Below are 22,914 nucleotides of genomic sequence, written 5' to 3'. Positions count from 1 at the left end.
ATCATGGAAGCAATCAGCAGTTGCGAACCAAATGAACTTTCTGGATGTTGAAGGGGTTGTTTCTATGTCTCTGGGCAAACTGGCAAACTGCTCGCGGTGTGATGCTTTATTTGTACAAACAGTCCGTGACATTTGCCCCAAATGCTATCAACAAGTGGAGCAGGAATATGAAAAATGCGCCCGGTTTCTGCGCAAGCGCGAGAATCGCGGAGCTAATATTCATCAGGTGAGCGAAGCTACTGGTGTGAGCGTGAAGCAAATTACGAAGTTTATCAAGGAAGGGCGCATTTCTGTAGAAGGCAACCCGGAACTTGGTTACCCATGCGAAATTTGTGGAATTTTGATCCGTACCGGAAACATGTGCGACTCGTGCATGAAAGACTTGAAACACGAGATTTCGCAGCAGCTTGAAGTGGATCGGCGCCTTGCAGAAGATGCTCGCGCACGTCAGGCGGAAGCAGCCGCTTATCGAAGAAGGAAGAATACTGACGAATAGTTTTGCGCAAAAAAACTAATCGTCAATCAGGAAATTGCCGATGATACTACTAAGAGGTATCATCGGTTTTTCTTTTGATAAAGGGACGTGTTCCCATGAAAATGTCCGGTGGATTGAGAGGATGGTAATCAGATGCGGATTAATGAACCGAACCGTGTCGGGATGATCAACGCCTACAACAAGACGAGCAACAACCAGGTAGGCAAAAGTGGGAAAATCCCGATGGGCAAGGATGAAGTAAACATTTCTACGGAAGCGTTGGAAATGCAGCGCCAGGTGGAAGACACGAACGCGCCACAGCGTCGTGAAAAGGTGGAGCAATTGAAGAAGCAAGTGGAGGAAGGCACGTATCGTGTCTCCAGCGAGCGAATTGCAGAGAAGCTCCTGTCCTTTTGGAAAAAGCTATAAACCAGTTCTCTAGGGAAGACGAGGAGAAGCGCGAACATGGATAGACTCTACGATCTGCTCGACAACTTGATCCGGTTGCACAAAGCCTTGTACACTTTGGCCGCACACAAAAAAGACGTGCTGGTAAAAGGAGATGTCGATGAGCTGGTGGCGATTACCCGCCAGGAACAAAAGCTGATCAAGGGCGTCACTGCTGCTGAAGCAGCCCGCCAAACCTTGGTGCAAGAACTGACCGAAAAGAAAGGCTTTGCGCTTCAGGAAGGCACACTGGCTGAATTGATCAAGTTGACGACCAGTGCGGAAGAGAAGACGCGGCTTGCATCCTATCGAGACGAGCTTGTCCGGATTGTCGCCGAACTGCGTGAGGCAAACGAGCTGAATCAGCAGTTGCTGGAGCAATCCCTTTCTTTTGTAAACATGACACTCGACCTGATCACGGACACGCCGGAGGACGACTTCATTTACGGCAATCCGAGCACGGACACCTACCGTCAGGCGAGCCGAACTTTTTTCAATAAAAAAGCGTAAAGAGGTGCTGACATGCGCTCGACTTTTCACGGAATTGAAGTAAGCAAACGCGGCCTGTTCGCACAGCAATCCGCGTTGAATACGACTGGGCATAACATTGCGAATGCGAATACGGAAGGATACAGCCGTCAGCGGGTCAACATGCAGGCTACTACCGGGTTGCCTTATGTTGGGATGCAGGCAACCATCGAGCCAGGATTGCTTGGTACGGGTGTGCAAGCTGACAGTATTCAGCGGTTGCGAGAAGAGTTTCTGGATATTCAATATCGAAATGAGCACAAGCGTCAAGGATATTGGGATGGTCGCTTGGAAACACTTGAAAAGCTGGAAGGGATAATGAACGAACCTTCTGATACAGGGCTGCAAAAAGTCATGGACCAGATGTGGCAAGCCTGGCAGGACTTGGCTAAAGACCCGACAGATACATCGGCACGTGCTGTTGTTCGCGAACGCAGCAAGGCGGTTGCGGATACATTTAACACATTGACGAACCATATCAAAGAAGTGCAACTTGATCTGGACAATGTAGTGAATGTGAAGGCGATGGAAATCAACTCTTTGGGACAGCAAATAGCCAGCTTGAACAATCAGATTTCCAATATCGTGCCACATGGCTACCAGCCAAACGATTTGTATGATCAACGTGATGTTCTCTTGGATAAGCTCTCCAAGCTGGTAGATATCCGAGTGACGCAAACCACTGCAGGTATGGTGAACGTAACGATTGAAGGACGCGAATTTGTTAACGGCATTGCTGCCCAACCAGTAGTTGCTCAGCGAAATGTCGCCACGGGTTTGAGTGATCTCACGCTGGGTGGAGCGGCTTTCGTTCCGACATCTGGTTATATGGCAGGCACTCTCCAATCGCGTGATCAGATTGTGCCAAATATGCTAAAACGTCTGGATGTCTTGGCTGTGAATTTGGCTAAGGAAATCAATGATATACATCGCGCAGGACGGAGCTTGAACGATATTAATAATGGCACCGCACAGGATCTGCCATTCTTTGTAGATGCAACTGCTTTGGCTGCAGATGCTACAACGAAAAATTATCCAACAAGTGCCTCTAGTCTTGTCGTTAATCCCGAGATTATGAGAAGCCTGGATGCTATCGCTGCGGCAAAACCGGAAGCAGTCCATACACCGGTTGGAAACAACGAAAACGCGTTGGCGATTGCCTCCATCAAATTTAAAGTGTTGGCTGCCGGAACGGGCTCGAACGATCTGGCGGAAAGCTCAACTTTGGATAACTACTATCGTTATACGATCAGCCAATTGGGTGTGGACGCACAAGAAGCTACCCGCAATCAGTTGAACTCGGAAATGCTGGTCGGAACTGTAGACAGCCAGCGGCAATCCGTATCAGGCGTATCGATCGATGACGAAATGGCAGAAATGGTGAAATTTCAGCACGCTTACAGCGCATCTGCCCGCGTCATGACAAGCATGGACGAAATCTTGGACAAAGTCATCAATGGCATGGGCCGAGTTGGCCTCTAGTTAGGAGGAAATAGATCATGGCGGTACGTGTAACGCAGAACATGCTGAACAGCAATATGCTGCGGAATCTGCATAATTCCATGCGCAGCATGGACAAGCTACAGCAACAGCTGTCGTCGGGGAGCAAAATTGCCAAACCATCCGATGACCCGGTAGTGGCAGCACGCGGGATGTTTTATCGTTCCTCATTGATGGAGAATGATCAGTATAAGCGGAACGTGGATGAAGCGAAGTCCTGGATGGATATGACGGATAGTACGATGGATGAAATTGGGAACGTCATGAAGCGTATTAAGGAGCTTCTTGTATACTCCGGGGATGGAGCTATTTCGCCTGACGATTTGAAGACAATGGCGTCTGAAGTTAGCGAACTGAAAATCCACTTAGGAACTTTAGCCAATCAGCAAATTAATGGAAAGTATATTTTTGCTGGTACAGATACAAATAAAGCGCCGTACGATTTTACAGCTAATGGGGGCAAAGGTGATTTTGTCAGTACGAATAGCTCTTCTATCAATTTGGAAGTAAGCCAAAATGTTTTTGTAACATCAAATATTAATGCGCAAAACCTATTCAATTTTCCGGATAATGCAAACAATATGTTTAAGGTATTGGATAATATTATTGGTGAGTTAGAAAATGGTAGAGATGCTACTCAGTTTCTCACAGGGATGGAGCAGCAGTTTGACAAATTATTAGCTGAGCGAGCCGCACTGGGAGCAAGTGTAAACCGTGTTGAACTAATTGCGGACCGTTTAAAGACGCAAGAGGTAAGTATTAATGAGCTAATGTCAAAGAATGAAGATGCTGATGTGGCAAAGGTGATGACAGATCTGAAAACACAGGAGAGTGTTCACTCCGCAGCTCTAGGTTCAGGCGCCAGAATCATTCAGCCAACTTTGCTGGATTTTCTGCGTTAGAAAAAGTAGGGAGAGTAGCCGATGCAAATTCCAAAAATTCGATTGGAGAGCACGTTTGCTCAACTAGGATTAAATATAAACAAGCCTGTCCAGGAGATTAAACAGCCGCAAGCTGAATTGAACCTGCGACAAGTACCTGCAAAGCTGCGAATTGAACAAGCTCGCACTGTTTTGTCCATTGATTCTAGTCAGGCGCGTACCAACATTGGTATTATGACTTCTATGGAATTTACAGCTAGTCTTGCTTCATATGGTCAACAAAAAGCCCTCCAAGCCATTGCGGAGAAAAGTCAGGAGGGAGACAGAATGATGCGGATCTATACAAAAGAGAATGTCATAGCATCTATTGGCAGAGAAAAAGGTTTGCGCATGTTGGAGAGTGGATATACACCGCCGGCAGCGTCAACTGATGAAGGTGTAGAGATCCGTGTCGAGTCGACGCCTGTGAACATCCATGTTGAGCGCAACGGAATGAGTATTGATCCTGTGATTAAACAACCTGAACTGTCATACAAGCCGGGGAAGGTGGAGCCATATATGATACAGTACAATAGCCTGAAAATTGATACTGTAGGCGGTCAACTGGATCAAACGATATAAGCGAGGGGAAAACATGAACGCAAGTCAACGAGTGGAATTGGGCAAGCTATTTTTTGAAGATGGTATCCCGGGGTTTTCCCATTTGCAGTTTTTTCAGTTGATGCAGGAAGAAGAAAGCCCTTTTTTTCTGATTCAGTCTGCTGAAGAAAGGGAGATCGGGTTTTGGGTGGTCAATCCATTTGTTTTTTTCAGCGGATACGAATTTGAACTTTCTGAAGCAGCTAAGACTTCACTCCGCATAGAAGATGAAACCCCCATAGCAATCTTTACAATTGTAACTATTCGAGAAATGCAGCGTGTCTCTGTGAACTTGAAGGCACCTATTGTGGTTAATCTCGCAAATCGTATGGCCAAACAAGTAATTTTACAGGACGACACATATTCCATTCACCAGCCGTTGTTAGTCGAGCAAATCTCGACAAGAGAGTAGGTGATGTTCAAATGCTAGTATTATCTCGCAAAAAAAATGAGTCTATCATGCTGAATAACAATATAGTCATTAAAGTGATTTCTGTTGATGGAGAAACGGTTCGACTAGGGATTGAAGCACCAAGAGATGTAGAAATTTATCGAACCGAAATATATGAAGCGATTCAAGAAGAGAATCGTGTAGCCTCTGAAAGCACAGTGTCGTGGTCCTCTATGAAGGCTATTTTGAAAGAAGAACAGAGGACTGTACATGAGGATGTTCATGAGAAAGAAGATGATGAGACATGAGTAGCTACAAGTCAGAATGGGAAGCTTCCTATCAGAACAAAGATAACTTTGTTTTTTATCCTCATGAAGAAATTATCAGGTTCACATCGAAGTATATTCGCAAGCGAACAGGTCTGTTCGAGTTTCGAGATGTTTACACGAATTCGTCTAAGCCTAAAATATTGGATTTGGGATGCGGAATTGGACGGCATGTAATATATGCTCATCAGATGGGGCTGGATGCTTACGGCATCGACCTTTCTGATACGGCGATTCAAGTAGCGGTCACATGGGCGGAAAAAGAAGGCATTTCAAATTTAGACAGTAAAGTTAGACAAGGATACACGCAAAGTCTGCCGTGGGAAAATGATTTTTTTGACTTCGTTATAAGTCACGGAGTCTTGGATAGTATGCGGTTTGAAGAGGCCACTCAAACCATGGACGAGGTTAAGCGAGTATTGGTAAAGGGCGGGCTATTCTACTGTGATTTAATCTCCGGAGATGATTCTCGTCATGCTCGGGAATTTTCGGGAGAAGAAGACGTGGAAACTCTTCATGAGAAAGGAACCGTCCAGTCTTATTTTAACTACGGGAAAATTGAAAAGCTGATTGGATGTAATTTCGAAATATTGGAATGTAATCTGATCAGACGCGAGAACGTTAATACGGGTGGCTACTCTTCCAGGTATCATCTCATTTTGCGAAATATGAAGTAACTTGAATCTCCTTTTTGGTTAAGTGTACAAAGAGGAGATTTTTTTGAAAAAAACTTTTGAAATCCATTAAAGTTGACGAGTAATTTACCGATATAAGTAATGTAGGGACAAAGTTACAAGCGCGCGATTGTAAAATAGTCCTAAATAGATCTCAGTCACATGGACGTGACGGGTATAAATCAAGGAGGAAAAACAATGATTATCAACCACAATATTTCCGCAATGAACACTCACCGTCAATTGAGTGTCAACACAGGCAACCTGTCGAAAAACGTTGAAAAGCTGTCTTCCGGCTACCGTATCAACCGTGCTGCTGACGATGCTGCTGGTCTTTCCATCTCCGAGCGCATGCGCGCACAAATCCGTGGTATGGAGCAAGCTTCCCGCAACTCTCAAGACGGTATCTCCTTGGTACAAACAGCTGAAGGTGCATTGCAAACTGTAAACAACATCCTCGTTCGTGTAAAAGAACTGGCTACTCAATCTGCGAACGGTACTTACGATTCCGATGCAGACCGCAAACGCCTGCAAGAAGAGTTGACAGAGCTGTCCAACGAGGTAACAAACATCAAAACTAACACCAAATTCAACGGTATCAGCCTGTTGGATGGAAACTCCAATAAAGACATCGACCTGCAAATCGGTCAAGATGCTGCCCAAGTTCTGACTCTGGACACTTCCAAGTTCAATCTGACCAGCGTTGCAACTAAAGTTGGCGCTTGGAAAATCGATACTCAAAGCGCTGCGAAAAGCGTGCTGAAAAGCATCGATGCATTCATTAACAAAGTATCTGCTGCTCGTTCCTACTTGGGTGCTAACCAAAACCGTTTGGAAAACACCATTAACAACCTGAACATCACTGCTGAGAACCTGACAGCTGCTGAATCCCGTATCCGCGACGTAGATATGGCGAAAGAGCAAATGGCGTTCACTAAGAACAACATTCTTACACAAGCTTCTCAAGCAATGCTGGCACAAGCAAACCAATTGCCACAAGGCGTTCTGCAATTGCTCCGCTAATTTTTCAGTGCAAAATAAAGCATGGGTTTCCACCTGGAAGCCCATGCTTTTTTATTTTTCCATGTTTATCATATAATTGAATGTTGAAAAGGAACCGATATACATAAAGAGCGATGAAAGGGAGGTTCTCATGAAGATACTAGTAGCTGGCCAAGAGTACCATGTTGATCGGACACAAGAAAACGTTATCGAATACATTTTTTCTATTATAAAAGCAACGATGGCAGAAAAAACAATGACGTTTTGCGGAGTGCGAATCGATGGCAGAGAGGTATACAAAGATTTTGAGGAAGAAATCGCCGAATCGATTGAAACGATTGAAACGATTGAACCAATTTTAATGACAGAAGAAGAGTTGGCGAAGGAAACGTTATTATCGATAAAGGATTATACGAGCCGTTCGATAGAGTATCTCAATGGGTTGGCTTACCACTTTCAGACAGAGAATGTCACTTCTGAAACGTGGGAGGATTTGGGCAAGCTTGTAGAAGGACTGATGTGGATCCAAAATACCACTCCATTTTATCCAGAGTATGAAACGCTCTTTACTTTCACTAGCGAAATGGAAACCATCAATACGGCAGTAATTCAACAGGATACTGGTTTGCTTGGCGACATGATTGAATATGAGATTATCCCTCGCTATCAAGCTATCCAAGAAGCGCTGGAGGATATTGGCTCTCAAGAGGTGAATGGGAATGGTGCTAATTGATAATGTGAACTCTTTAAAAAAGCACTATCCAGAAATCTGGGCGAAGTGTCGAAACCCGAAGCTTGAAATAAAAGATCAGGTGAAATTGGAACCAACTCAGATGCAAGGTTGGACAGTATCCATTCTTATGGAGTCTGGATGGAATTACGTTCACAGCAAGTATAATCCGGAAAAGGAAGCCGAGCGTTTTATCGATTCGTTGGAAGAGATCCAGGATCGGCATGTATTATTTTATGGTGCGGGATTTGGTTATCATATTGATGCGTTCATTAAAAAATTTCCCAATACGCCCTTTTCCATTTATGAGCCGAATATGGCTATTTTTCAGCATCTGATCGAGCGTAAAAAAATTGATGAATGGATTCCTGTCAAAAGGTTGAAAAACTTGATGGTTGAGGAAAATCCAGACGATTGCAGAAAATATTTAATAGAACTGACTAATCTTTTGGAAGACGAAATTTATCTCGTTATTTTACCAAGTTATAAACGGATCTTTTCTGAACAGACGCAAACTTTCATCAAAATGTTTCGCGATGTTGTATATGCTGCGCATGAACGGATTATTACCGGAAAAGTTTTTGCGAAAAGAATGGCAATTAATGGGTTGTTTAATTTGCCCGCCATCGTCAAGACACCCAATATCCTTGCTGCACATAACGGGTACTTCAAAGGGAAGCCAGCGATCATTGTTGGGGCGGGACCATCGCTCAACGACGAATTCGAAAACCTGCGTTATATCAAGGAAAATGGTTTAGCATACATTTTTGCTGTTGGATCATCTATCAACCAATTGCTGAATGCTGGAATAGTGCCAGATGCCGCTTTCGCATACGATGGTAGCGCGATGAACACGAAAGTTTTCCGAAAGGTACTCGAAAACGAGATTGACAGTGTTCCTTTGATTTTTGGTAGTACGATGGGATTTGAAACAGTACAAAATTATCCAGGGAAAATGAGCAATTTTTTGGTGCGTGATGATTATATCATCGATCTGTTTTTGAAGGATGAAGATAATCGTCCATTCCACTATATTGACAGGTTCGGCAGCATTGCTACCTTAACTTTGCAGATTCTGGACCAATTGGGCTTCTCCCCTATCATTTTCACAGGACAAAACCTTGCCTATCGCGGCGGCCAGGTATACGCCCAGGGTGTCGAATATACAGGTACTGATTTGGGAGATAAGAAAAAAGAATATGCGGTTGAGGTAAAAGATGTACACGGCAATGTCACATTAAGCGGTCGGGGTCATGTTGAAATGAGAGAGGAAATGGAAGCCCTCATTCAAAAGATTGCAAGAACAGATATTATAAACACAACCAAAGGCGGCGCACATATAGAGGGTACCGTCTTCCTTCCTATGGAACAGTTGATTGCAGAACAACTAACGATCCCGCATGTAGTAAAGACAGATTGGCTGGAAGTAATCTCCCAACAAGATGGTTATCGCTACGACTTGGAGTATTTTAAAAAGGTGATTCGAGAGTTGCTTTCTTCCTGCGACGAACTTGGCAAAATCATTCGACGATTTGCTGAACTGCTGGAGGATATGGATCGATTTATTGAGAGTCAAAATAACAAGCAGTTGGAAGTTTGCCTTACCAAATTTGATAAATTGTTTGATCGACTCCAGGCGAATAAACTTAATATGCGAATCGTTCAACCGATGAATCATATGGAGTTTCAGTTGGTACTAAAAATGTTTGATGATATACGGCCAGAGCCTGATCCAAAAACAAAATCACGTCGTGTGGTTGATCAATTCGGTAACTATTTGAGTTCTTGCAAAAGTGATTCTGTGCTTGTCAAAAAGATCTTGGAAGATATTCACGAGAAAATACTGGGGGAACCAATTGTAGTATAGACTGGAGGCGCTGAGATGAACCTCAGTGGAAAAAAAGTGCTTGTTACTGGAGCGGATGGTTTTATCGGCTCCCATTTGACGGAGAAATTAGTGCGAGATGGAGTAGATGTAAAGGCTTTTGTGAATTATAACTCGTTTAACTCATGGGGATGGCTGGATCATTCCCCAAGAGAAATCCTGAGCGAATTGGATGTTTTTGCTGGGGATATTCGAGATCCGCATGGAGTAAAAAAAGCGATGCAGGACTGTCACGTCGTCATGCATTTGGCGGCTCTTATTGCCATTCCATATTCCTACCATTCACCCGATACTTATGTGGATACGAACATTAAAGGGACGCTGAATATTCTGCAGGCTGCTCGTGAATGTAGCGTGGAAAAGATTGTACATACCTCTACCAGTGAAGTTTATGGGACAGCAAAGTTTGTACCTATTACTGAAGAGCATCCGTTACAAGGCCAATCGCCTTACTCGGCAAGCAAAATTGGTGCTGATCAAATGGCAATGTCATTCTATAACTCGTTTGATTTACCTGTCGCTATTATTCGTCCTTTTAACACCTATGGCCCTCGACAGTCCGCTCGCGCTGTGATTCCTACCATTATCACGCAAATCGCGAGTGGGCAAAACGTTATTCGTCTGGGCTCCATTCATCCGACTCGTGATTTTAATTATGTACAGGACACAGTAAGTGGCTTTATAGCGATAGCACAGTCGAGTCAATCCGTAGGAGAGGTAATTAATATAGGTAGCAACTACGAAGTATCCATCGGAGAGACAGCAGAGATCATTGCTGAATTGATGGGGCAATCGATTGACATCCAAACAGATGATAAACGGATTCGTCCAGAAAAAAGTGAAGTTGAGCGTTTGTGGGCGGATAATACAAAGGCCAAGCAATTGTTGGGATGGGAACCGGCATATGGGGACAAAAACGGGTTGAAACGCGGATTGCAGGAAACGATCGAGTGGTTTACGAATCCAGCGAATCTATCGCAGTATAAGGCAGGTATATATAACGTATGATGCGACCATTTTCAGTTGAAGCGGTAGTATCCACTATAAAAGCAGTAGCCGATACCGATAAAGCATTTGTTGCTCTTCATGAACCTAGTTTCCAAGGGAATGAATGGAAGTACGTAAAAGACTGCCTGGATACTGGCTGGGTGTCGTCTGTTGGCAAATATGTAGATCGTTTTGAGGAAATGCTTGCCGAATATACAGGTGTGAAGCGTGCTGTTGCCGTGGTAAATGGCACAGCTGCTTTGCATATTTGCTTGAAGCTGGTGGGGGTCGAGCAAGGGGACGAGGTGTTGATTCCAACGCTGACTTTTATTGCAACGGCAAACGCAGTTGTTTACTGCGGAGCGATTCCTCATTTTGTTGATGCATGTGAAAAGACATTGGGAGTTGATCCTCACAAGCTTGAAGGCTATTTGCAGGAAATTGCAGAAGTCCGCGGCGATGGTTGCTACAACCGAATTACCGGAAGGCGAATTAAAGCGTTAGTGCCGATGCATACTTTTGGACATCCTGTGGACCTAGACGCGATTGTGAGCGTATGCGAGCGGTTCCGGCTGGAATTGATAGAAGATGCGGCTGAATCACTAGGATCTTATTACAAGGGAAAGCATACCGGGAACTGGGGACGTGTTTCGGCACTCAGTTTTAACGGGAATAAAGTTATTACAACAGGTGGCGGTGGCGCAATTTTAACCAATGATGAGTCATTAGGGAAATTGGCGAAGCATTTGACCACCACGGCCAAAAAAATGCACAAATGGGAATTCGAGCATGATCAAGTCGGTTATAACTACCGCTTGCCCAACATAAACGCAGCTCTGGGATGCGCACAACTGGAACAGTTACCAGACTTCCTGAGCAGAAAAAGAAAGCTGGCCAATTTATATCGAGATGCTTTTAGCCAATTGGCTGGGATTTCATTTTGGGAGGAGCAAGAAAACGTTTCGAGTAATTTTTGGCTCAATGCATTGTTGCTGGATCAGGATAACGTGGAGCTTCGCGATGAGATACTGGAGTTAACTAATTCAGAGGGCATTATGACAAGGCCTGTGTGGAAGCTGTTACATACACTGCAAATTTTCGAGGGATGCCCGAGTATGAAAATCGACACAGCGACAGTCATTGAACGGAAATTGATCAATATTCCAAGTAGTCCTGGGTTGATATCCTTATAAAGGAGGAATCAGAGTGTCGACTGTTTTTGAAAAAGGATATGGTTCTCTACAGAATAGACTTGATAATTTTGAGAAATATATTCGGCGACAAACGATGACTAGATTTTTAGCTAGATATGAGTTGTTTAAACTACAAGCCAATATAAAGGGAAGCATAGTTGCATCATGGCGGTGGCGTAATGGCATGGGCAAAACTGTCTTCGGGTCTTGAACCGTATGCTTTTGATCGAAGAGTTATTGGATTTGATACATTTGAAGGATTTCCTTCTATTCATGAGAGCGATCAAGGAAGTATTAGTAACGAGAATAGTCAAATGCGTGTAGGTGGTTTTGCTACAGGTTACGATTCTTTTCAGGAATTGACAGATGTGATTCAAGAATATGATCAAAACCGATTCTTGAATCAATTTTCTAAAGTGGAATTGGTAAAAGGCGATGCGACTCATACTATTCCGCAATATATAAAAGAAAATCCACATTTATTGGTAAGCTTGTTATTTTTGGATTTTGATCTGTATGAGCCGACAAAAGTAGCATTAGATCATTTTCTCCATCGGATGCCAAAAGGAGCAATTTTGGCTTTTGACGAAATTCACAACCCATGGTGGCCTGGGGAGACACAAGCATTACTAGAAACATTGGACCTTAGAAAAACACAAGTCAATCGCTTTCCGTTTGAGCCAAATATCTCGTATATAGTCTTGTAGTAGATAAAAAGATAGGGGGAGACTCGCTATGCTAAGGATTTTGACTGAAGCATCCGGGAGCATGTCAGCCGCCTACATCATTCGTGCCATTCGACAAGCTGGTCATGCGGCAATTGCATCTGATATCGACCCGGATTGTGTCGGGCGATACCTCGCAACAGATTTCATTCGGATGCCATCTAAGAATGCCCCTGATCTTTGGGAACAAACGGTGGAAAAACTGATAGATCATAAAGTGAATGCGGTTATTCCCTCGCTAGATGAAACATTGAGTGGCTGGGCAGAGCGCCAACAGCAAATGTCCCAACTAGGTATTGATATAATTTTGTCTCCTGTAGAAACGGTACGTACTTTTCAGGATAAGTGGCAAACTTATCAATTTTTTGTTCGTGAAGGAATACCGACTCCTGCTACGAGCCTTGAGCAAATATTCCCGTTGGTAAAACCAAGGAATGGTCGCGGGGCAGTTGGAGTACGAGTGGAAAAATCCAGTGTGGAAATGGACGGGATGATTTCACAAGAGCTTGCAAGTGGAATTGAATATACCGTAGATGTTTTTTGTGATAAAGAGTCACATCCAGTATACATTGTACCACGTCGCAGAGAAGGGGTTATTCAAGGGAAGTCTACTGGAGGAATTGTAGAGAAGCAACCCTTGATCGAAGAATGGGTGCAAAAAATATGCAGGGCTATCCCTTTTGCCGGGCCGGTTAATATGCAATGTTTTTTGCAAGAAAATGGTGAGATTCAATTTATTGAAATTAATCCTCGAATTGCGGGCGGCATGGCTCTAGGTTTTGCGGCCACAGAAAATTGGATCTCGTTGATGGTAGATCATTTTATTTATGGAAAACGAATCACTCCTAAGCCTATCCAATATGGATTGAAAATGAAGAGGTATTATGCTGAAGTCTTTGTTTCCAACAATTGATTGGGATATTGTGAAATACGTCGGATTTGATATGGATGGGACCTTATATGATGAACTGGAGTTTATCAGGCAGGTGTATGAGCCTATTGCCAGCTTGATAGCCCCATTTGTCAGTTCGCCTGCTACTGATGTCTATCAAAGTCTACTAGAAAGATGGCTGGAGAAAGGAAGCTCGTACAATCGAATTTTTGACGAAATCCTCTCGAATGGTGAATTAAGTGAGAGCGAAAAAGCAGCTATCATTGAGGAATGCTTGCATATATTCAGAAATTATTCGCCAAAATTGGCATTGACACATAGAGTTACTTACTTGCTTCAGCACTTTCACCAAAAATACGGTATGTTTCTTATAACGGATGGTAGGGTTCCATTACAGAGGTCCAAATTCCACGCACTTGGGTTAACAAAGTGGTTTGAAGAAGAAAATGTTGGTTTTACAGGTCTTTATGGAAGTGCATATGGGAAGCCATCTCCCCTCATAGTAAACAAAATAAAGCTTTTACATGATGTGAAGAATCCAAGACAGGTAGTTTTTTTCGGTGATAGAGAGGTAGACGAACAGTTCGCCAAAGGAATTGGATATCAGTTTGTTTTAACCCATTGTTTGCAAAGGGAGAGAGCGTCAAGATGAAAAAGCGGAAAGTGCTAGGTGTGACCGGAATTCGTTCTGAATATGACATCATGTCTTCTGTCTACTGTGCGATTGAATCCCATCCTAACTTGGAACTGGAATTGATTGTGACTGGAGCCCATTTAAGTGATGCTTATGGACTTACTGTTAACGAAATCAAACAAGACGGCTTTTTTATTGCAGAGGAAATCGAGAGTTTGATAAATGGTGACCAGGCTTCTGCGCGAGTAAAAGGCTTGGCTATACAGTTGCAAGGTCTGGTACAGGCAGTAAATCGGATAAAACCAGATTTTTTACTAGTATTGGGAGACCGTGAAGAATCAATGACGACTGCTCTGGTGGGAGCATACATGAACATTCCTGTTGCTCATGTTGCTGGAGGAGACCGCGTAGTGGGTAACGTAGATGATCAGGTTAGGCATGCAGTTTCCAAGCTAGCTCATTTGCATTTTGTTACAAACGAAGAGAGTGCTACCCGGTTGCTTAAAATGGGGGAACAATCTTTCCGCGTTTACAATACAGGTAATCCAGGATTGGATCGTATTCGACAGACACCAGTTCTTTCTAGAAAAGAATTATCTACAAGACTGGGTTTTACAATCGAAGAAAACGAGCCACTCCTTTTGCTGATTCAGCATATTATCTCGACAGAAATTAACGAAGCCTACTTTCAGATGAAGCAGACGATGGAAGCGGTTAAGGAACTGGGAATCAAAACGATTCTAAGTTACCCGAACTCAGATGCAGGTAGCCAGCAATTAATTAAAGCTATACAAGAATATCAAGATCTTCCGTATCTTTATATGGCAAAAAACATTCCCAGACTGGAATTTGTTAATATCATGAGAGAGGCGAGCTGCATGATTGGCAATTCTAGCGCTGGAATTCTTGAAGCTCCTTTATTGCATCTGCCTGTAATTAATATAGGAAACAGGCAGAAGGGCCGATTACATGCAGAAAATGTTCAATTTGTTCCGCACTCCGTTCCGCAAATATGTTCGGCTGTTATCAAGGCTATCTCAGATAGGAATTATCGAGAACAGGTAAAGAATTGTGTCAATCCTTATGGCGATGGATTTTCTTCACAGAAAATAGCAAATGTGCTGGCTGATATTCCTATTGATGACAATCTTTTAGTAAAGGACATTACATACTAATGAGCAGAAATGTACTTTTTATTGCTCCGCATCCCGATGATGAGACATTGGGTTGTGGGGGGACGATTTATAAACACGGTGAACAGGGCGATCAGGTTCATTGGATAATTGTTACGGAGATGAGGGAAGAGCAAGGATTTTCCGCTGAGAAAATTGCGGTTAGAGAGCGAGAAATAGAAGCGGTTGCCACGAAGTACAATTTCACAAGTACACATAAGCTAAAGTTACCAACTACGAAACTGGATGAAGTAGGGATGAGCCTGATTGTGGAGAGAATGGGTGCAGCTATTCTTGCCATTCAACCAGAAGTGCTCTATATTCCATATCCAGGAGATGTCCACACCGATCATAAATATGTCTTCGATGCTGCCGTCTCATGTACTAAATGGTTTCGCTACTCCTTTGTAAAAAGAGTGTTGGCTTACGAAACCTTATCTGAAACGGAATTCGGTTTGAACCCGGATACGAACGGGTTTCGACCAAATGTTTTTGTGGATATTACCGACCACTTAGAAAAAAAACTAGAAGTAATGCGTATGTTTGAAAGCGAAGTGGGTACTTTTCCGTTTCCAAGAAGTGAACAAACTATTCGTTCTCTCGCATATGTCCGCGGATCGGCTGCTGGTGTTGAAGCTGCGGAAGCATTCATGCTCTTAAAAGAGATATTGTAAAAAGAAGGTGATTTTGTGAGAAGAAAAACCTTTATCATTGCTGAAGCAGGCGTCAATCACAATGGTTCCTTGAAAATGGCAAAAGAACTTGTGCATCAAGCGGCAGTAGCAGGGGCTGATGCAGTGAAGTTTCAGACGTTTAAGGCGAAAAATATTATCAGCAAACATGCTGAAAAAGCCGATTATCAAAAGAAGACGACTGATGAGCAAGAGTCCCAGCTTAACATGGTCGAAAAGCTTGAAATGACGGCAGACATGCACGAGGAGTTAGTGGCATACTGCAAAGAATTGAACATTAAATTTTTGTCTACACCATTTGACCTTGAAAGTGTGGATTTATTGGCCGAGCAAATCCGCGTGGATCAACTCAAGCTGCCTTCTGGGGAAATTACAAATGCTCCACTTTTGTTGAAAGCTGCGATGACAGGCTTGCCGATTATTCTTTCCACAGGAATGTCTACCTTGGGGGAAATTGAGGATGCACTCGGTGTCCTTGCGTTTGGATATGTGCATTCGGATCAGAGTTCATCCATTTCAGCCTTTCAGAGAGCGTTCGCGAGTGCTGAAGGACAACGAGCGTTACAACAGAAAGTGTCATTGCTTCATTGCACAACGGAATATCCAGCCCCTTTTAGGGAAGTCAACTTGAGGGCAATGGATACGTTGTCTACAGCATTTGGTCTCCCTGTTGGATTCTCTGATCATACAGAAGGTATTGCTGTTCCCATCGCAGCCGTTGCGCGTGGTGCCGTTATTATTGAAAAACACTTTACTCTGGACAGAAATTTGCCTGGCCCGGACCATAAAGCTTCTCTTGAGCCGCAAGAGTTGAAACAAATGATAGAATCCATCAGGCAGATCGAGTTGGCGTTGGGAACCAACGTGAAAATGCCGACATTGTCGGAACTAAAAAACAAGCATGTTGCACGCAAAAGCTTGGTAGCCGCGCACAGTATTAAAAAGGGAGAGCTGTTAACCAGCGAAAATATTACTGCCAAACGGCCGGGGAATGGAATTACGCCAATGCATTTTTGGGAACTGATTGGAAAGCCAGCAATGAAAGATTATCAGCCTGATGAAGTGATTGAACTATGAAAAGTGTGCTAATTCTTGGTGGAGGTGATCATGCCAGAATTGTCGCCGAGGTGTTGATGCTTCAGGGCTATCAAATTGTTGGATACACAGATGTAACGAATAAAGGAAAGCTTTGGGGTATTCACTACTTGGGCGATGATTCTGTTGTGGAGACCTACTCAGCGGACAAGATTTTGTTAGCCAACGGCCTTGGTTCCATAGGCGATAATTCGGGCAGAATGCGACTCTACCTTTCTTTTAAGGAAAAAGGGTATTCGTTTATCAATGCAATTCATCCAAGTGCAATCATCTCTCCTAATGCAATTGTAGGGGAAGGCGTGCAAATTATGGCGGGGGCAGTTATCCAAGCGGGTACCAAGTTGGGATGCAATACCATCGTCAACACACGTGCTTCAGTAGATCATGATTGTATCATAGGAGAGCACGTTCATATTGCACCTGGGGCTACATTGTCTGGAGGCATAACAATTCATGCGAGTTCTCATATAGGCACGGGCGCTGTCATTATTCAGGGCATCGTAGTAGGAACGTCGAGCATCATCGGAGCTGGGACCGTAGTGATAAGGGATGTCCCGGAACAGACGAAGGTAGTGGGAGTACCTGCTAAAATAATTGGGACTTGCAGCTAGAAAGGTGTGAGGAATAGTGAACTGGAGAGATCTGCTAGTATCTCCTCAAACTCCTATCATTAATACGTTGGAAATTATAGATAAAAATGCACGGCAAATTGCACTTGTAGTGGATGAAGAAGATCGCTTGCTGGGTACTGTAACCGATGGTGATATACGTAGAGGCTTGTTAAAGGGACGAGCTTTGACCGATCATATTTCTTTAGTAATGAACTCGTTCCCTACTGTGGCCTCTCCCTACGATACTAGGGATAATGTGCTGGCTTTGATGAAAATTAAACAGCTCCACCAGATCCCGGTTGTTGACGAGGATGGTCGGATTGTTCATGTGGAAATTTTAGATGAACTGCTTAGGCCGAAGAAGAAGGAAAACTGGGTCGTATTAATGGCCGGGGGTTTGGGAACCCGGTTACATCCCCTCACGCATGATTGCCCTAAACCGCTTTTAAAGGTGGGGGACAAACCAATATTAGAAACGATCTTGCAAAGCTTTGTAGACCAAGGCTTCTATAAATTTTATATCTCAGTGAAGTATAAAGCAGAGATGATCCAGAAACATTTTGGATCAGGTGAGCGATGGGGTGTGACGATTCGCTATATTGAAGAACAGCAATCTTTAGGGACGGCAGGAGCACTGAGCTTGTTGCCGGCAAGACCGACTGATCCATTTTTCGTCATGAATGGCGATTTATTGACGAAGGTACATTTTGAACAATTGCTTGACTTTCATAAGAACTATCAGGCTCATGCAACTATGTGTGTTCGTGAGTACGATCATCAGATTCCGTACGGGGTAGTCAGACTGGACAAGCAGCGGTTGACAAGCATTGAAGAGAAGCCAATACAGCGCTTTTTTGTGAATGCTGGAATCTATGTGTTGAATCCAAGTGTACTTGAATATATCCCGCATAACACATATCTGGATATGCCAAGCCTGTTCGACAAGCTATTGAAAGAAGCAAAAGATACGATTGCGTTCCCGATTCGAGAGTATTGGTTGGACATTGGGCGAATCACAGACTTTGAGAAAGCGAATAGGGAATACATGGAGGTATTCAGTTGAAGGCACTTGTTATTGGCTTCGGGTCTATCGGGATGCGGCATGCGAGAGTGCTAACCAGTCTTGGTTGTAAAGTAGCTGTTGTGAGTCGTCGTGAAATTGAATGGGATTGTTATTATCCTTCTATTTCGGAAGCGTTAATAAGAGAAGAGCCTGACTATGTCATTGTAGCTAACAGAACATCCGAACATTTAGCCACCATCTCAGAATTAAATGCGAACGGATTTAAAGGGAAAGTCCTTATAGAAAAGCCGATATTTGATCATGAATGTAACATGCCCAACAACTCTTTTCAAAAATTATATGTGGGCTATAATCTTCGCTTTCATCCAGGTATTCAAAAATTACGGTCGCTATTAGCCAATAAAACAGTTTTATCTTTTCATGTATATACAGGTCAGTATCTTCCGCAGTGGCGCCCTCAGGCTGATTATAGAGAGTCTTACTCTGCGAGCAAAGAAAAGGGGGGCGGTGTTTTACGAGATTTGAGCCATGAACTTGATTATACGAATTGGTTACTAGGAGGTTGGGAAAGCCTGACTGCGGTAGGCGGGAAGTTCAGTGAACTCGAGATAAGCAGCGACGATGTGTACACGCTATTGATGAGAACAAAGCTTTGCCCTGCTGTAACCATCAGTGTGAATTATTTAGATCGAGTTGCGAAACGTTTTGTAATAGTGAATACAGACCACGGCACCATAAAGCTGGACATGATTCAAAGTACGATAACAGTAAACGAGGAACACACGGATTTTAACGTATCACGTGATTTTACGTATATCGAGCAACACAGAGCTGCTTTGAGTGGAGTGGATCATGACATTTGCCGATCTGATGAAGCTATGCAAGTAATGAGCATGATAAAAGCAGCAGAAGAGGCAAATGAGAAACGGAGTTGGGTCACAAGATGAAGAGGTTATGTACCATTTGTGCCAGAGGAGGATCAAAAGGGGTGAAAAATAAAAATATACGCCCCTTGCTAGGTCATCCTCTCATTGCGTTTAGCATTAAGCAGGCGAAGGCTTCTGGAATGTTTGAATGTGTAGCGGTCAGCAGTGATTCTAGCGAAATACTGGAGGCAGCCAGAAAGTATGGTGCAGACATACTGATTGAACGTCCCAGCGAGATGGCAACTGATGAGTCAGCGAAATTACCGGCTATCCAGCATTGTGTAACAACCGTGGAGCAACAGATGAAAACGACTTTTGATATTGTTATCGATATGGATGCGACTTCTCCATTGAGATATGTAGAGGACATTCAAGAGGCTATTCGGATTCTGGAAGAACAAGATGGAGCTAACTTGATAACGGGTGCCCCTGCCAGAAGGTCTCCATATTTTAACTTGGTTGAACTCGACCCGAATAATATTGTCCGCTTGTCGAAGCCATTGGAGCGACAGGTTGTTAGAAGACAGGATTCTCCAAAGTGTTTTGATATGAATGCTTCTATTTATGTGTGGAAGCGCGAAGAATTTTTCGCTCAGAAAACTCTCTTTAATGAAAAGACGTTGCTGTATGTAATGCCTGAGGATCGCTCGATCGATATTGATTCGGAAATTGATTTTAAATTTGTCGAGTTTTTAATGAGCGAAAAGAGGGAGAAATATGAAACCTTATTTGTATAAAAATATGTTTAGCTTAGAAGGAAAGACCGCTATTGTAACGGGGGGACTTGGGATACTCGGCAAGCAAATTTGTCAGGGACTTGCTGAATTCGGTGCCAATGTTGCTGTTATTGATTTAAATCAACAGGAAGCAGAAGAGTTTTCCAAAGAGCTTTCAGAGTCCTTTGGTGTCAAGTGTTTGGGGGTAGCATGTGATGTCTCCTCGCCAACATCTGTGAAAGAAATGGTAAATGAAGTTGTCAAAACGTTGGGGGAGATTCATGTTCTTCACAACAATGCTGCAAGCAAGTCCAAAGATTTAGATGCATTTTTCTCGCCGTTCGAAGAGTATTCTATGGATCAATGGCGTGAAATTATGTCCGTCAATATCGATGGCATGTTTTTGGTTGCTCAATCAGTAGGGAAGCAAATGGTACAGCAGGGAAAAGGGGGATCTATTATTCAAACGGCATCGATCTACGGGATCGTAGCTCCGGATAATAGAATTTATGAAGGGTCCCATTATTTAGGGCGGCAGATTAACACCCCTGCCGTTTATTCGGCTTCTAAGGCATCAGTCGTCGGACTGACTAAATATTTGGCTAGCTATTGGGCTCCGCAGGAAATTCGTGTCAATACTCTGATTCCTGGTGGAATTCAAAGCGGCCAAAATGAAGTCTTTATTGAGAAATACTCTAATCGTGTTCCGTTAGGCAGAATGGGAAGACCAGATGAGATTGTAGGGGTAATGGTGTACTTGGCTTCTGATGCATCGAGTTACGTAACGGGTCAGCAATTTGTAATTGACGGTGGTTTGTCAGCCTGGTAATGGAAAAATCGACATAGGGTGGATTTCATGAACATACTTATTTTGGGTGATTCCCTTGCTTTGCCGCGCCCTCACCGAATTAACAACTTTGATCCAGTTGTTGATAAAGAGTTGGCCGTTCATTTTAACGAGACGTACGGGTATCTTTTAGAGAAAGAGTTGCGTTCCAACTATCCTGAAGCGGACATAAGCGTAACGAATCGTGCTCAACGCTTCTCTACCATCAAGGATATTCACGAACAATTTGCAAACCATTTGTTCTTCTTTCAACCAGACGTAATTGTCCTTCAAGTAGGGATTGTCGACTGTTGGTTTCGAGAAAATTTGGGCGGGAAACAGCTTGTTGAGATTGGCGACTTTGAGAGATTCTACAGAGAGATTCTCTACCTTGCTGAGATGCGTCCTCAGACGAAACTGGTTGTTTTGGGAATTTGCAAAACTTCAATGAAGATGGAGCAACGCTATCCCGGAATCTTGCATCAAATATCTGCATACAACCAAGTTTTGAAAAGTGGTGCAAACCGTCACCAAGTATTTTTCATTGATATGGAATCACATGTTGATGCTTATCATCCGCATACGTATTTGTTGCCGGATGACCATCATTTGAATAAAAGAGGAAATGAGCTTGTAAGTCGGCATCTCCTCCAGATTACACGAGCCTTTTATGAGAACGTATTGGGGTGTCGATGCTTTGAAGAGGATATGCATAGGAGTTATATGCATTTTTCCCAATCATTCGAGGCATACCCTTATTACGGCGACAACTTGTACAACCTGATTGCTCTTTCGTATCAAATGAACGACTTTGGGAAAACCACTGAATATATCAAATTCGTTCGACAAAATAAAATTCAGCATCCTGTTTTACCTGAGCTTGTTGAAACGATCAAGGAGCAAATGAAGTGATGAAAACAATTGGGATTGTTGGACTTGGTCCGATGGGGCTTAGGTACGTAGAAGTGATGAAAAAAATGGAACAGATTAAACTGGCAGTAGTGGACTTGAGGCAAGAAGCAATTCAGCAAGTGAAAGAGCGGCAATTGAAGCATGAGGTCGTCGCCTATTCATCTCATGCGGACATGCTTCAACATGAGCAACTTGACGTTCTGATCATTGCAACGAACGGCCCCAGCCACTACCCCATCTATCTGGATGCGGTAAAGCATGGCGTGAAACGTATCATCTGCGAAAAACCGATCGCAACTTCTATTGCCCAAGCTAGGGAAATGGTTGAAATTGCCCGCGCAGAAGGCATTACCCTGGCTGTCAATCATGGGCGACGATGGTCAAAGGATTATGTATCGTTACGGGAAAAGCTGCGCAGCGGAATTATCGGTTCAGTGGAAAGTATCATGTTTTCAATGGGCGGCGGACAAATGGGGTGCAACGGTACCCATTTTATCGATCTTGCTGGTTATTTGCTGGAGCAAAATGTAGTACAAGTTTGCGGATTCCTGAATGATGAAAATATAGCGAACCCGAGAGGGGCTAATTTTAAAGACCCAGGTGGATATGCGATTGTCCATTTTGAAGCGGGCGCACGCATGTTTTTTGAGATGGCAGAAGATTTGGGGATTCCTCCGTTGATGGTTATTAATGGGAAATGCGGGCGTGTTACGATCAACGAAATAGAGCGCTTCTATTTGATTGAAACAAGAAACGAGGACGATTGGGCACTGCCAGTGACTCGTTATGGAACACCATTGCGGCGAGTTGAAAAAGAGAAATTGGAACTCGATATTCACGCTTTAAGTCATGATCTGCTGCAAGCTGTATTTCAGGATGAGGCACCTGCTGACCCCGAGTATGCGGTCAAGGCTCTAGAAGCTGTGATCGGGATTCATCTGTCCCATGAAAAGGGTAATAAACAAATTGCCTTACCGATTGCGGATGAGGAGTGCATAAATCGATTATTCAAATTTACGTAAAGGAGCGAT

27 protein-coding genes are annotated in these 22,914 nt (G+C 43.5%); all 27 read left to right on the top strand.

Features of this window, described 5'->3' with window-relative positions; all coding sequences use genetic code 11:
* Window positions 1-64 precede the first annotated feature (64 nt).
* The 27 genes from DEP07_RS15645 to DEP07_RS15515 all read left to right on the top strand — a co-directional run bounded on the left by DEP07_RS15645 (window position 65) and on the right by DEP07_RS15515 (window position 22,905).
* Window positions 65-496, top strand: coding sequence for a TIGR03826 family flagellar region protein (locus DEP07_RS15645; RefSeq protein ID WP_122962640.1), 432 nt, complete (start codon window positions 65-67; stop codon window positions 494-496).
* A gap of 132 nt (window positions 497-628) precedes the next feature.
* Window positions 629-904, top strand: a complete 276-nt coding sequence (gene flgM / locus DEP07_RS15640) for a flagellar biosynthesis anti-sigma factor FlgM (protein WP_063230724.1) — start codon at window positions 629-631, stop codon at window positions 902-904.
* Window positions 905-940: 36 nt separating this feature from the next.
* Window positions 941-1,432, top strand: coding sequence for a flagellar protein FlgN (locus tag DEP07_RS15635; RefSeq protein WP_063230725.1), 492 nt, complete (start codon window positions 941-943; stop codon window positions 1,430-1,432).
* A gap of 12 nt (window positions 1,433-1,444) precedes the next feature.
* The gene (flgK, locus tag DEP07_RS15630; RefSeq protein WP_280648634.1) at window positions 1,445-2,932 is read left to right on the top strand and encodes a flagellar hook-associated protein FlgK; all 1,488 of its coding nucleotides are present in this window, start codon (window positions 1,445-1,447) and stop codon (window positions 2,930-2,932) included.
* 17 nt (window positions 2,933-2,949) lie between these two features.
* Window positions 2,950-3,852: a flagellar hook-associated protein FlgL gene (gene flgL / locus DEP07_RS15625; protein ID WP_173596397.1), complete on the top strand. Its 903-nt coding sequence runs from the start codon at window positions 2,950-2,952 to the stop codon at window positions 3,850-3,852.
* A 21-nt stretch (window positions 3,853-3,873) separates the two neighbouring features.
* On the top strand, window positions 3,874-4,452 hold the full coding sequence (locus DEP07_RS15620; RefSeq protein ID WP_173596398.1) for a DUF6470 family protein: 579 nt from the start codon (window positions 3,874-3,876) through the stop codon (window positions 4,450-4,452).
* A gap of 13 nt (window positions 4,453-4,465) precedes the next feature.
* Window positions 4,466-4,882 (top strand): flagellar assembly protein FliW, encoded by a 417-nt coding sequence (locus DEP07_RS15615; RefSeq protein ID WP_173596399.1) that lies wholly within the window; start codon window positions 4,466-4,468, stop codon window positions 4,880-4,882.
* An 11-nt stretch (window positions 4,883-4,893) separates the two neighbouring features.
* Entirely contained in the window at window positions 4,894-5,169 is a 276-nt protein-coding gene (gene csrA, locus DEP07_RS15610) for a carbon storage regulator CsrA (protein WP_173596400.1), read from the top strand.
* Window positions 5,166-5,864: a class I SAM-dependent methyltransferase gene (locus tag DEP07_RS15605; protein WP_173596401.1), complete on the top strand. Its 699-nt coding sequence runs from the start codon at window positions 5,166-5,168 to the stop codon at window positions 5,862-5,864. The genes csrA and DEP07_RS15605 overlap by 4 nt, the downstream gene beginning before the upstream one ends.
* A 195-nt stretch (window positions 5,865-6,059) precedes the next feature.
* Window positions 6,060-6,884 (top strand): flagellin N-terminal helical domain-containing protein, encoded by an 825-nt coding sequence (locus tag DEP07_RS15600; RefSeq protein ID WP_173596402.1) that lies wholly within the window; start codon window positions 6,060-6,062, stop codon window positions 6,882-6,884.
* 130 nt (window positions 6,885-7,014) lie between these two features.
* A complete protein-coding gene (locus DEP07_RS15595) occupies window positions 7,015-7,596 on the top strand; it encodes a hypothetical protein (protein ID WP_173596403.1) in 582 nt (193 codons plus the stop codon).
* On the top strand, window positions 7,583-9,460 hold the full coding sequence (locus DEP07_RS15590; protein ID WP_287102697.1) for a motility associated factor glycosyltransferase family protein: 1,878 nt from the start codon (window positions 7,583-7,585) through the stop codon (window positions 9,458-9,460). The genes DEP07_RS15595 and DEP07_RS15590 overlap by 14 nt, the downstream gene beginning before the upstream one ends.
* A 15-nt stretch (window positions 9,461-9,475) precedes the next feature.
* Complete coding sequence (locus DEP07_RS15585) at window positions 9,476-10,486, top strand: NAD-dependent 4,6-dehydratase LegB (protein WP_173596405.1); 1,011 nt, start codon at window positions 9,476-9,478, stop codon at window positions 10,484-10,486.
* Entirely contained in the window at window positions 10,483-11,658 is a 1,176-nt protein-coding gene (locus tag DEP07_RS15580; protein ID WP_173596406.1) for a LegC family aminotransferase, read from the top strand. The genes DEP07_RS15585 and DEP07_RS15580 overlap by 4 nt, the downstream gene beginning before the upstream one ends.
* Before the next feature lie 179 nt (window positions 11,659-11,837).
* Window positions 11,838-12,365, top strand: coding sequence for a TylF/MycF family methyltransferase (locus DEP07_RS15575; RefSeq protein WP_217365012.1), 528 nt, complete (start codon window positions 11,838-11,840; stop codon window positions 12,363-12,365).
* Window positions 12,366-12,393: 28 nt separating this feature from the next.
* Window positions 12,394-13,296 carry an ATP-grasp domain-containing protein gene (locus tag DEP07_RS15570; protein ID WP_173596407.1) on the top strand — a complete coding sequence of 301 codons (903 nt, stop codon included), beginning with the start codon at window positions 12,394-12,396 and terminating at the stop codon, window positions 13,294-13,296.
* Window positions 13,268-13,927, top strand: coding sequence for an HAD family hydrolase (locus tag DEP07_RS15565; RefSeq protein ID WP_173596408.1), 660 nt, complete (start codon window positions 13,268-13,270; stop codon window positions 13,925-13,927). The genes DEP07_RS15570 and DEP07_RS15565 overlap by 29 nt, the downstream gene beginning before the upstream one ends.
* The gene (neuC, locus tag DEP07_RS15560) at window positions 13,924-15,084 is read left to right on the top strand and encodes a UDP-N-acetylglucosamine 2-epimerase (protein WP_173596409.1); all 1,161 of its coding nucleotides are present in this window, start codon (window positions 13,924-13,926) and stop codon (window positions 15,082-15,084) included. The genes DEP07_RS15565 and neuC overlap by 4 nt, the downstream gene beginning before the upstream one ends.
* Window positions 15,084-15,755 (top strand): PIG-L deacetylase family protein, encoded by a 672-nt coding sequence (locus tag DEP07_RS15555; RefSeq protein ID WP_173596410.1) that lies wholly within the window; start codon window positions 15,084-15,086, stop codon window positions 15,753-15,755. Before neuC ends, DEP07_RS15555 begins: the two co-directional genes overlap by 1 nt.
* Before the next feature lie 15 nt (window positions 15,756-15,770).
* Entirely contained in the window at window positions 15,771-16,850 is a 1,080-nt protein-coding gene (neuB, locus tag DEP07_RS15550; RefSeq protein WP_173596411.1) for an N-acetylneuraminate synthase, read from the top strand.
* Entirely contained in the window at window positions 16,847-17,479 is a 633-nt protein-coding gene (locus tag DEP07_RS15545; protein ID WP_173596412.1) for an acetyltransferase, read from the top strand. Before neuB ends, DEP07_RS15545 begins: the two co-directional genes overlap by 4 nt.
* Before the next feature lie 13 nt (window positions 17,480-17,492).
* Complete coding sequence (locus tag DEP07_RS15540; RefSeq protein WP_173596457.1) at window positions 17,493-18,542, top strand: nucleotidyltransferase family protein; 1,050 nt, start codon at window positions 17,493-17,495, stop codon at window positions 18,540-18,542.
* The gene (locus tag DEP07_RS15535) at window positions 18,539-19,450 is read left to right on the top strand and encodes a Gfo/Idh/MocA family protein (protein ID WP_173596413.1); all 912 of its coding nucleotides are present in this window, start codon (window positions 18,539-18,541) and stop codon (window positions 19,448-19,450) included. The genes DEP07_RS15540 and DEP07_RS15535 overlap by 4 nt, the downstream gene beginning before the upstream one ends.
* Complete coding sequence (locus DEP07_RS15530) at window positions 19,447-20,166, top strand: acylneuraminate cytidylyltransferase family protein (RefSeq protein ID WP_173596414.1); 720 nt, start codon at window positions 19,447-19,449, stop codon at window positions 20,164-20,166. Before DEP07_RS15535 ends, DEP07_RS15530 begins: the two co-directional genes overlap by 4 nt.
* Window positions 20,147-20,974: an SDR family oxidoreductase gene (locus tag DEP07_RS15525; protein ID WP_173596415.1), complete on the top strand. Its 828-nt coding sequence runs from the start codon at window positions 20,147-20,149 to the stop codon at window positions 20,972-20,974. The genes DEP07_RS15530 and DEP07_RS15525 overlap by 20 nt, the downstream gene beginning before the upstream one ends.
* A gap of 27 nt (window positions 20,975-21,001) precedes the next feature.
* The gene (locus tag DEP07_RS15520; RefSeq protein ID WP_173596416.1) at window positions 21,002-21,883 is read left to right on the top strand and encodes an SGNH/GDSL hydrolase family protein; all 882 of its coding nucleotides are present in this window, start codon (window positions 21,002-21,004) and stop codon (window positions 21,881-21,883) included.
* A complete protein-coding gene (locus DEP07_RS15515; protein ID WP_242775242.1) occupies window positions 21,883-22,905 on the top strand; it encodes a Gfo/Idh/MocA family oxidoreductase in 1,023 nt (340 codons plus the stop codon). Before DEP07_RS15520 ends, DEP07_RS15515 begins: the two co-directional genes overlap by 1 nt.
* The last annotated feature ends 9 nt before the right edge of the window (window positions 22,906-22,914 follow it).

Source organism: Brevibacillus sp. (assembly GCF_003521185.1).
In the GTDB taxonomy this organism is placed as follows: Bacteria; Bacillota; Bacilli; order Brevibacillales; family Brevibacillaceae; genus Brevibacillus; species Brevibacillus parabrevis.
This window is presented reverse-complemented; position numbering and strand designations above follow the sequence as displayed.

Bases quoted from the DNA above. Each gene is read 5' to 3' on its own strand.
- DEP07_RS15645 (WP_122962640.1), top strand. From the start codon at position 65: ATGTCTCTGGGCAAACTGGCAAACTGCTCGCGGTGTGATGCTTTATTT.
- DEP07_RS15595 (WP_173596403.1), top strand. From the start codon at position 7,015: ATGAAGATACTAGTAGCTGGCCAAGAGTACCATGTTGATCGGACACAA.
- DEP07_RS15585 (WP_173596405.1), top strand. From the start codon at position 9,476: ATGAACCTCAGTGGAAAAAAAGTGCTTGTTACTGGAGCGGATGGTTTT.
- DEP07_RS15530 (WP_173596414.1), top strand. From the start codon at position 19,447: ATGAAGAGGTTATGTACCATTTGTGCCAGAGGAGGATCAAAAGGGGTG.
- DEP07_RS15555 (WP_173596410.1), top strand. From the start codon at position 15,084: ATGAGCAGAAATGTACTTTTTATTGCTCCGCATCCCGATGATGAGACA.
- DEP07_RS15520 (WP_173596416.1), top strand. From the start codon at position 21,002: ATGAACATACTTATTTTGGGTGATTCCCTTGCTTTGCCGCGCCCTCAC.
- DEP07_RS15565 (WP_173596408.1), top strand. From the start codon at position 13,268: ATGCTGAAGTCTTTGTTTCCAACAATTGATTGGGATATTGTGAAATAC.
- DEP07_RS15545 (WP_173596412.1), top strand. From the start codon at position 16,847: ATGAAAAGTGTGCTAATTCTTGGTGGAGGTGATCATGCCAGAATTGTC.
- flgM (WP_063230724.1), top strand. From the start codon at position 629: ATGCGGATTAATGAACCGAACCGTGTCGGGATGATCAACGCCTACAAC.
- DEP07_RS15605 (WP_173596401.1), top strand. From the start codon at position 5,166: ATGAGTAGCTACAAGTCAGAATGGGAAGCTTCCTATCAGAACAAAGAT.
- DEP07_RS15570 (WP_173596407.1), top strand. From the start codon at position 12,394: ATGCTAAGGATTTTGACTGAAGCATCCGGGAGCATGTCAGCCGCCTAC.
- DEP07_RS15615 (WP_173596399.1), top strand. From the start codon at position 4,466: ATGAACGCAAGTCAACGAGTGGAATTGGGCAAGCTATTTTTTGAAGAT.
- DEP07_RS15580 (WP_173596406.1), top strand. From the start codon at position 10,483: ATGATGCGACCATTTTCAGTTGAAGCGGTAGTATCCACTATAAAAGCA.
- DEP07_RS15525 (WP_173596415.1), top strand. From the start codon at position 20,147: ATGAAACCTTATTTGTATAAAAATATGTTTAGCTTAGAAGGAAAGACC.
- DEP07_RS15590 (WP_287102697.1), top strand. From the start codon at position 7,583: ATGGTGCTAATTGATAATGTGAACTCTTTAAAAAAGCACTATCCAGAA.
- csrA (WP_173596400.1), top strand. From the start codon at position 4,894: ATGCTAGTATTATCTCGCAAAAAAAATGAGTCTATCATGCTGAATAAC.
- flgK (WP_280648634.1), top strand. From the start codon at position 1,445: ATGCGCTCGACTTTTCACGGAATTGAAGTAAGCAAACGCGGCCTGTTC.
- DEP07_RS15515 (WP_242775242.1), top strand. From the start codon at position 21,883: ATGAAAACAATTGGGATTGTTGGACTTGGTCCGATGGGGCTTAGGTAC.
- flgL (WP_173596397.1), top strand. From the start codon at position 2,950: ATGGCGGTACGTGTAACGCAGAACATGCTGAACAGCAATATGCTGCGG.
- neuC (WP_173596409.1), top strand. From the start codon at position 13,924: ATGAAAAAGCGGAAAGTGCTAGGTGTGACCGGAATTCGTTCTGAATAT.
- DEP07_RS15600 (WP_173596402.1), top strand. From the start codon at position 6,060: ATGATTATCAACCACAATATTTCCGCAATGAACACTCACCGTCAATTG.
- DEP07_RS15620 (WP_173596398.1), top strand. From the start codon at position 3,874: ATGCAAATTCCAAAAATTCGATTGGAGAGCACGTTTGCTCAACTAGGA.
- DEP07_RS15635 (WP_063230725.1), top strand. From the start codon at position 941: ATGGATAGACTCTACGATCTGCTCGACAACTTGATCCGGTTGCACAAA.
- DEP07_RS15575 (WP_217365012.1), top strand. From the start codon at position 11,838: ATGGCATGGGCAAAACTGTCTTCGGGTCTTGAACCGTATGCTTTTGAT.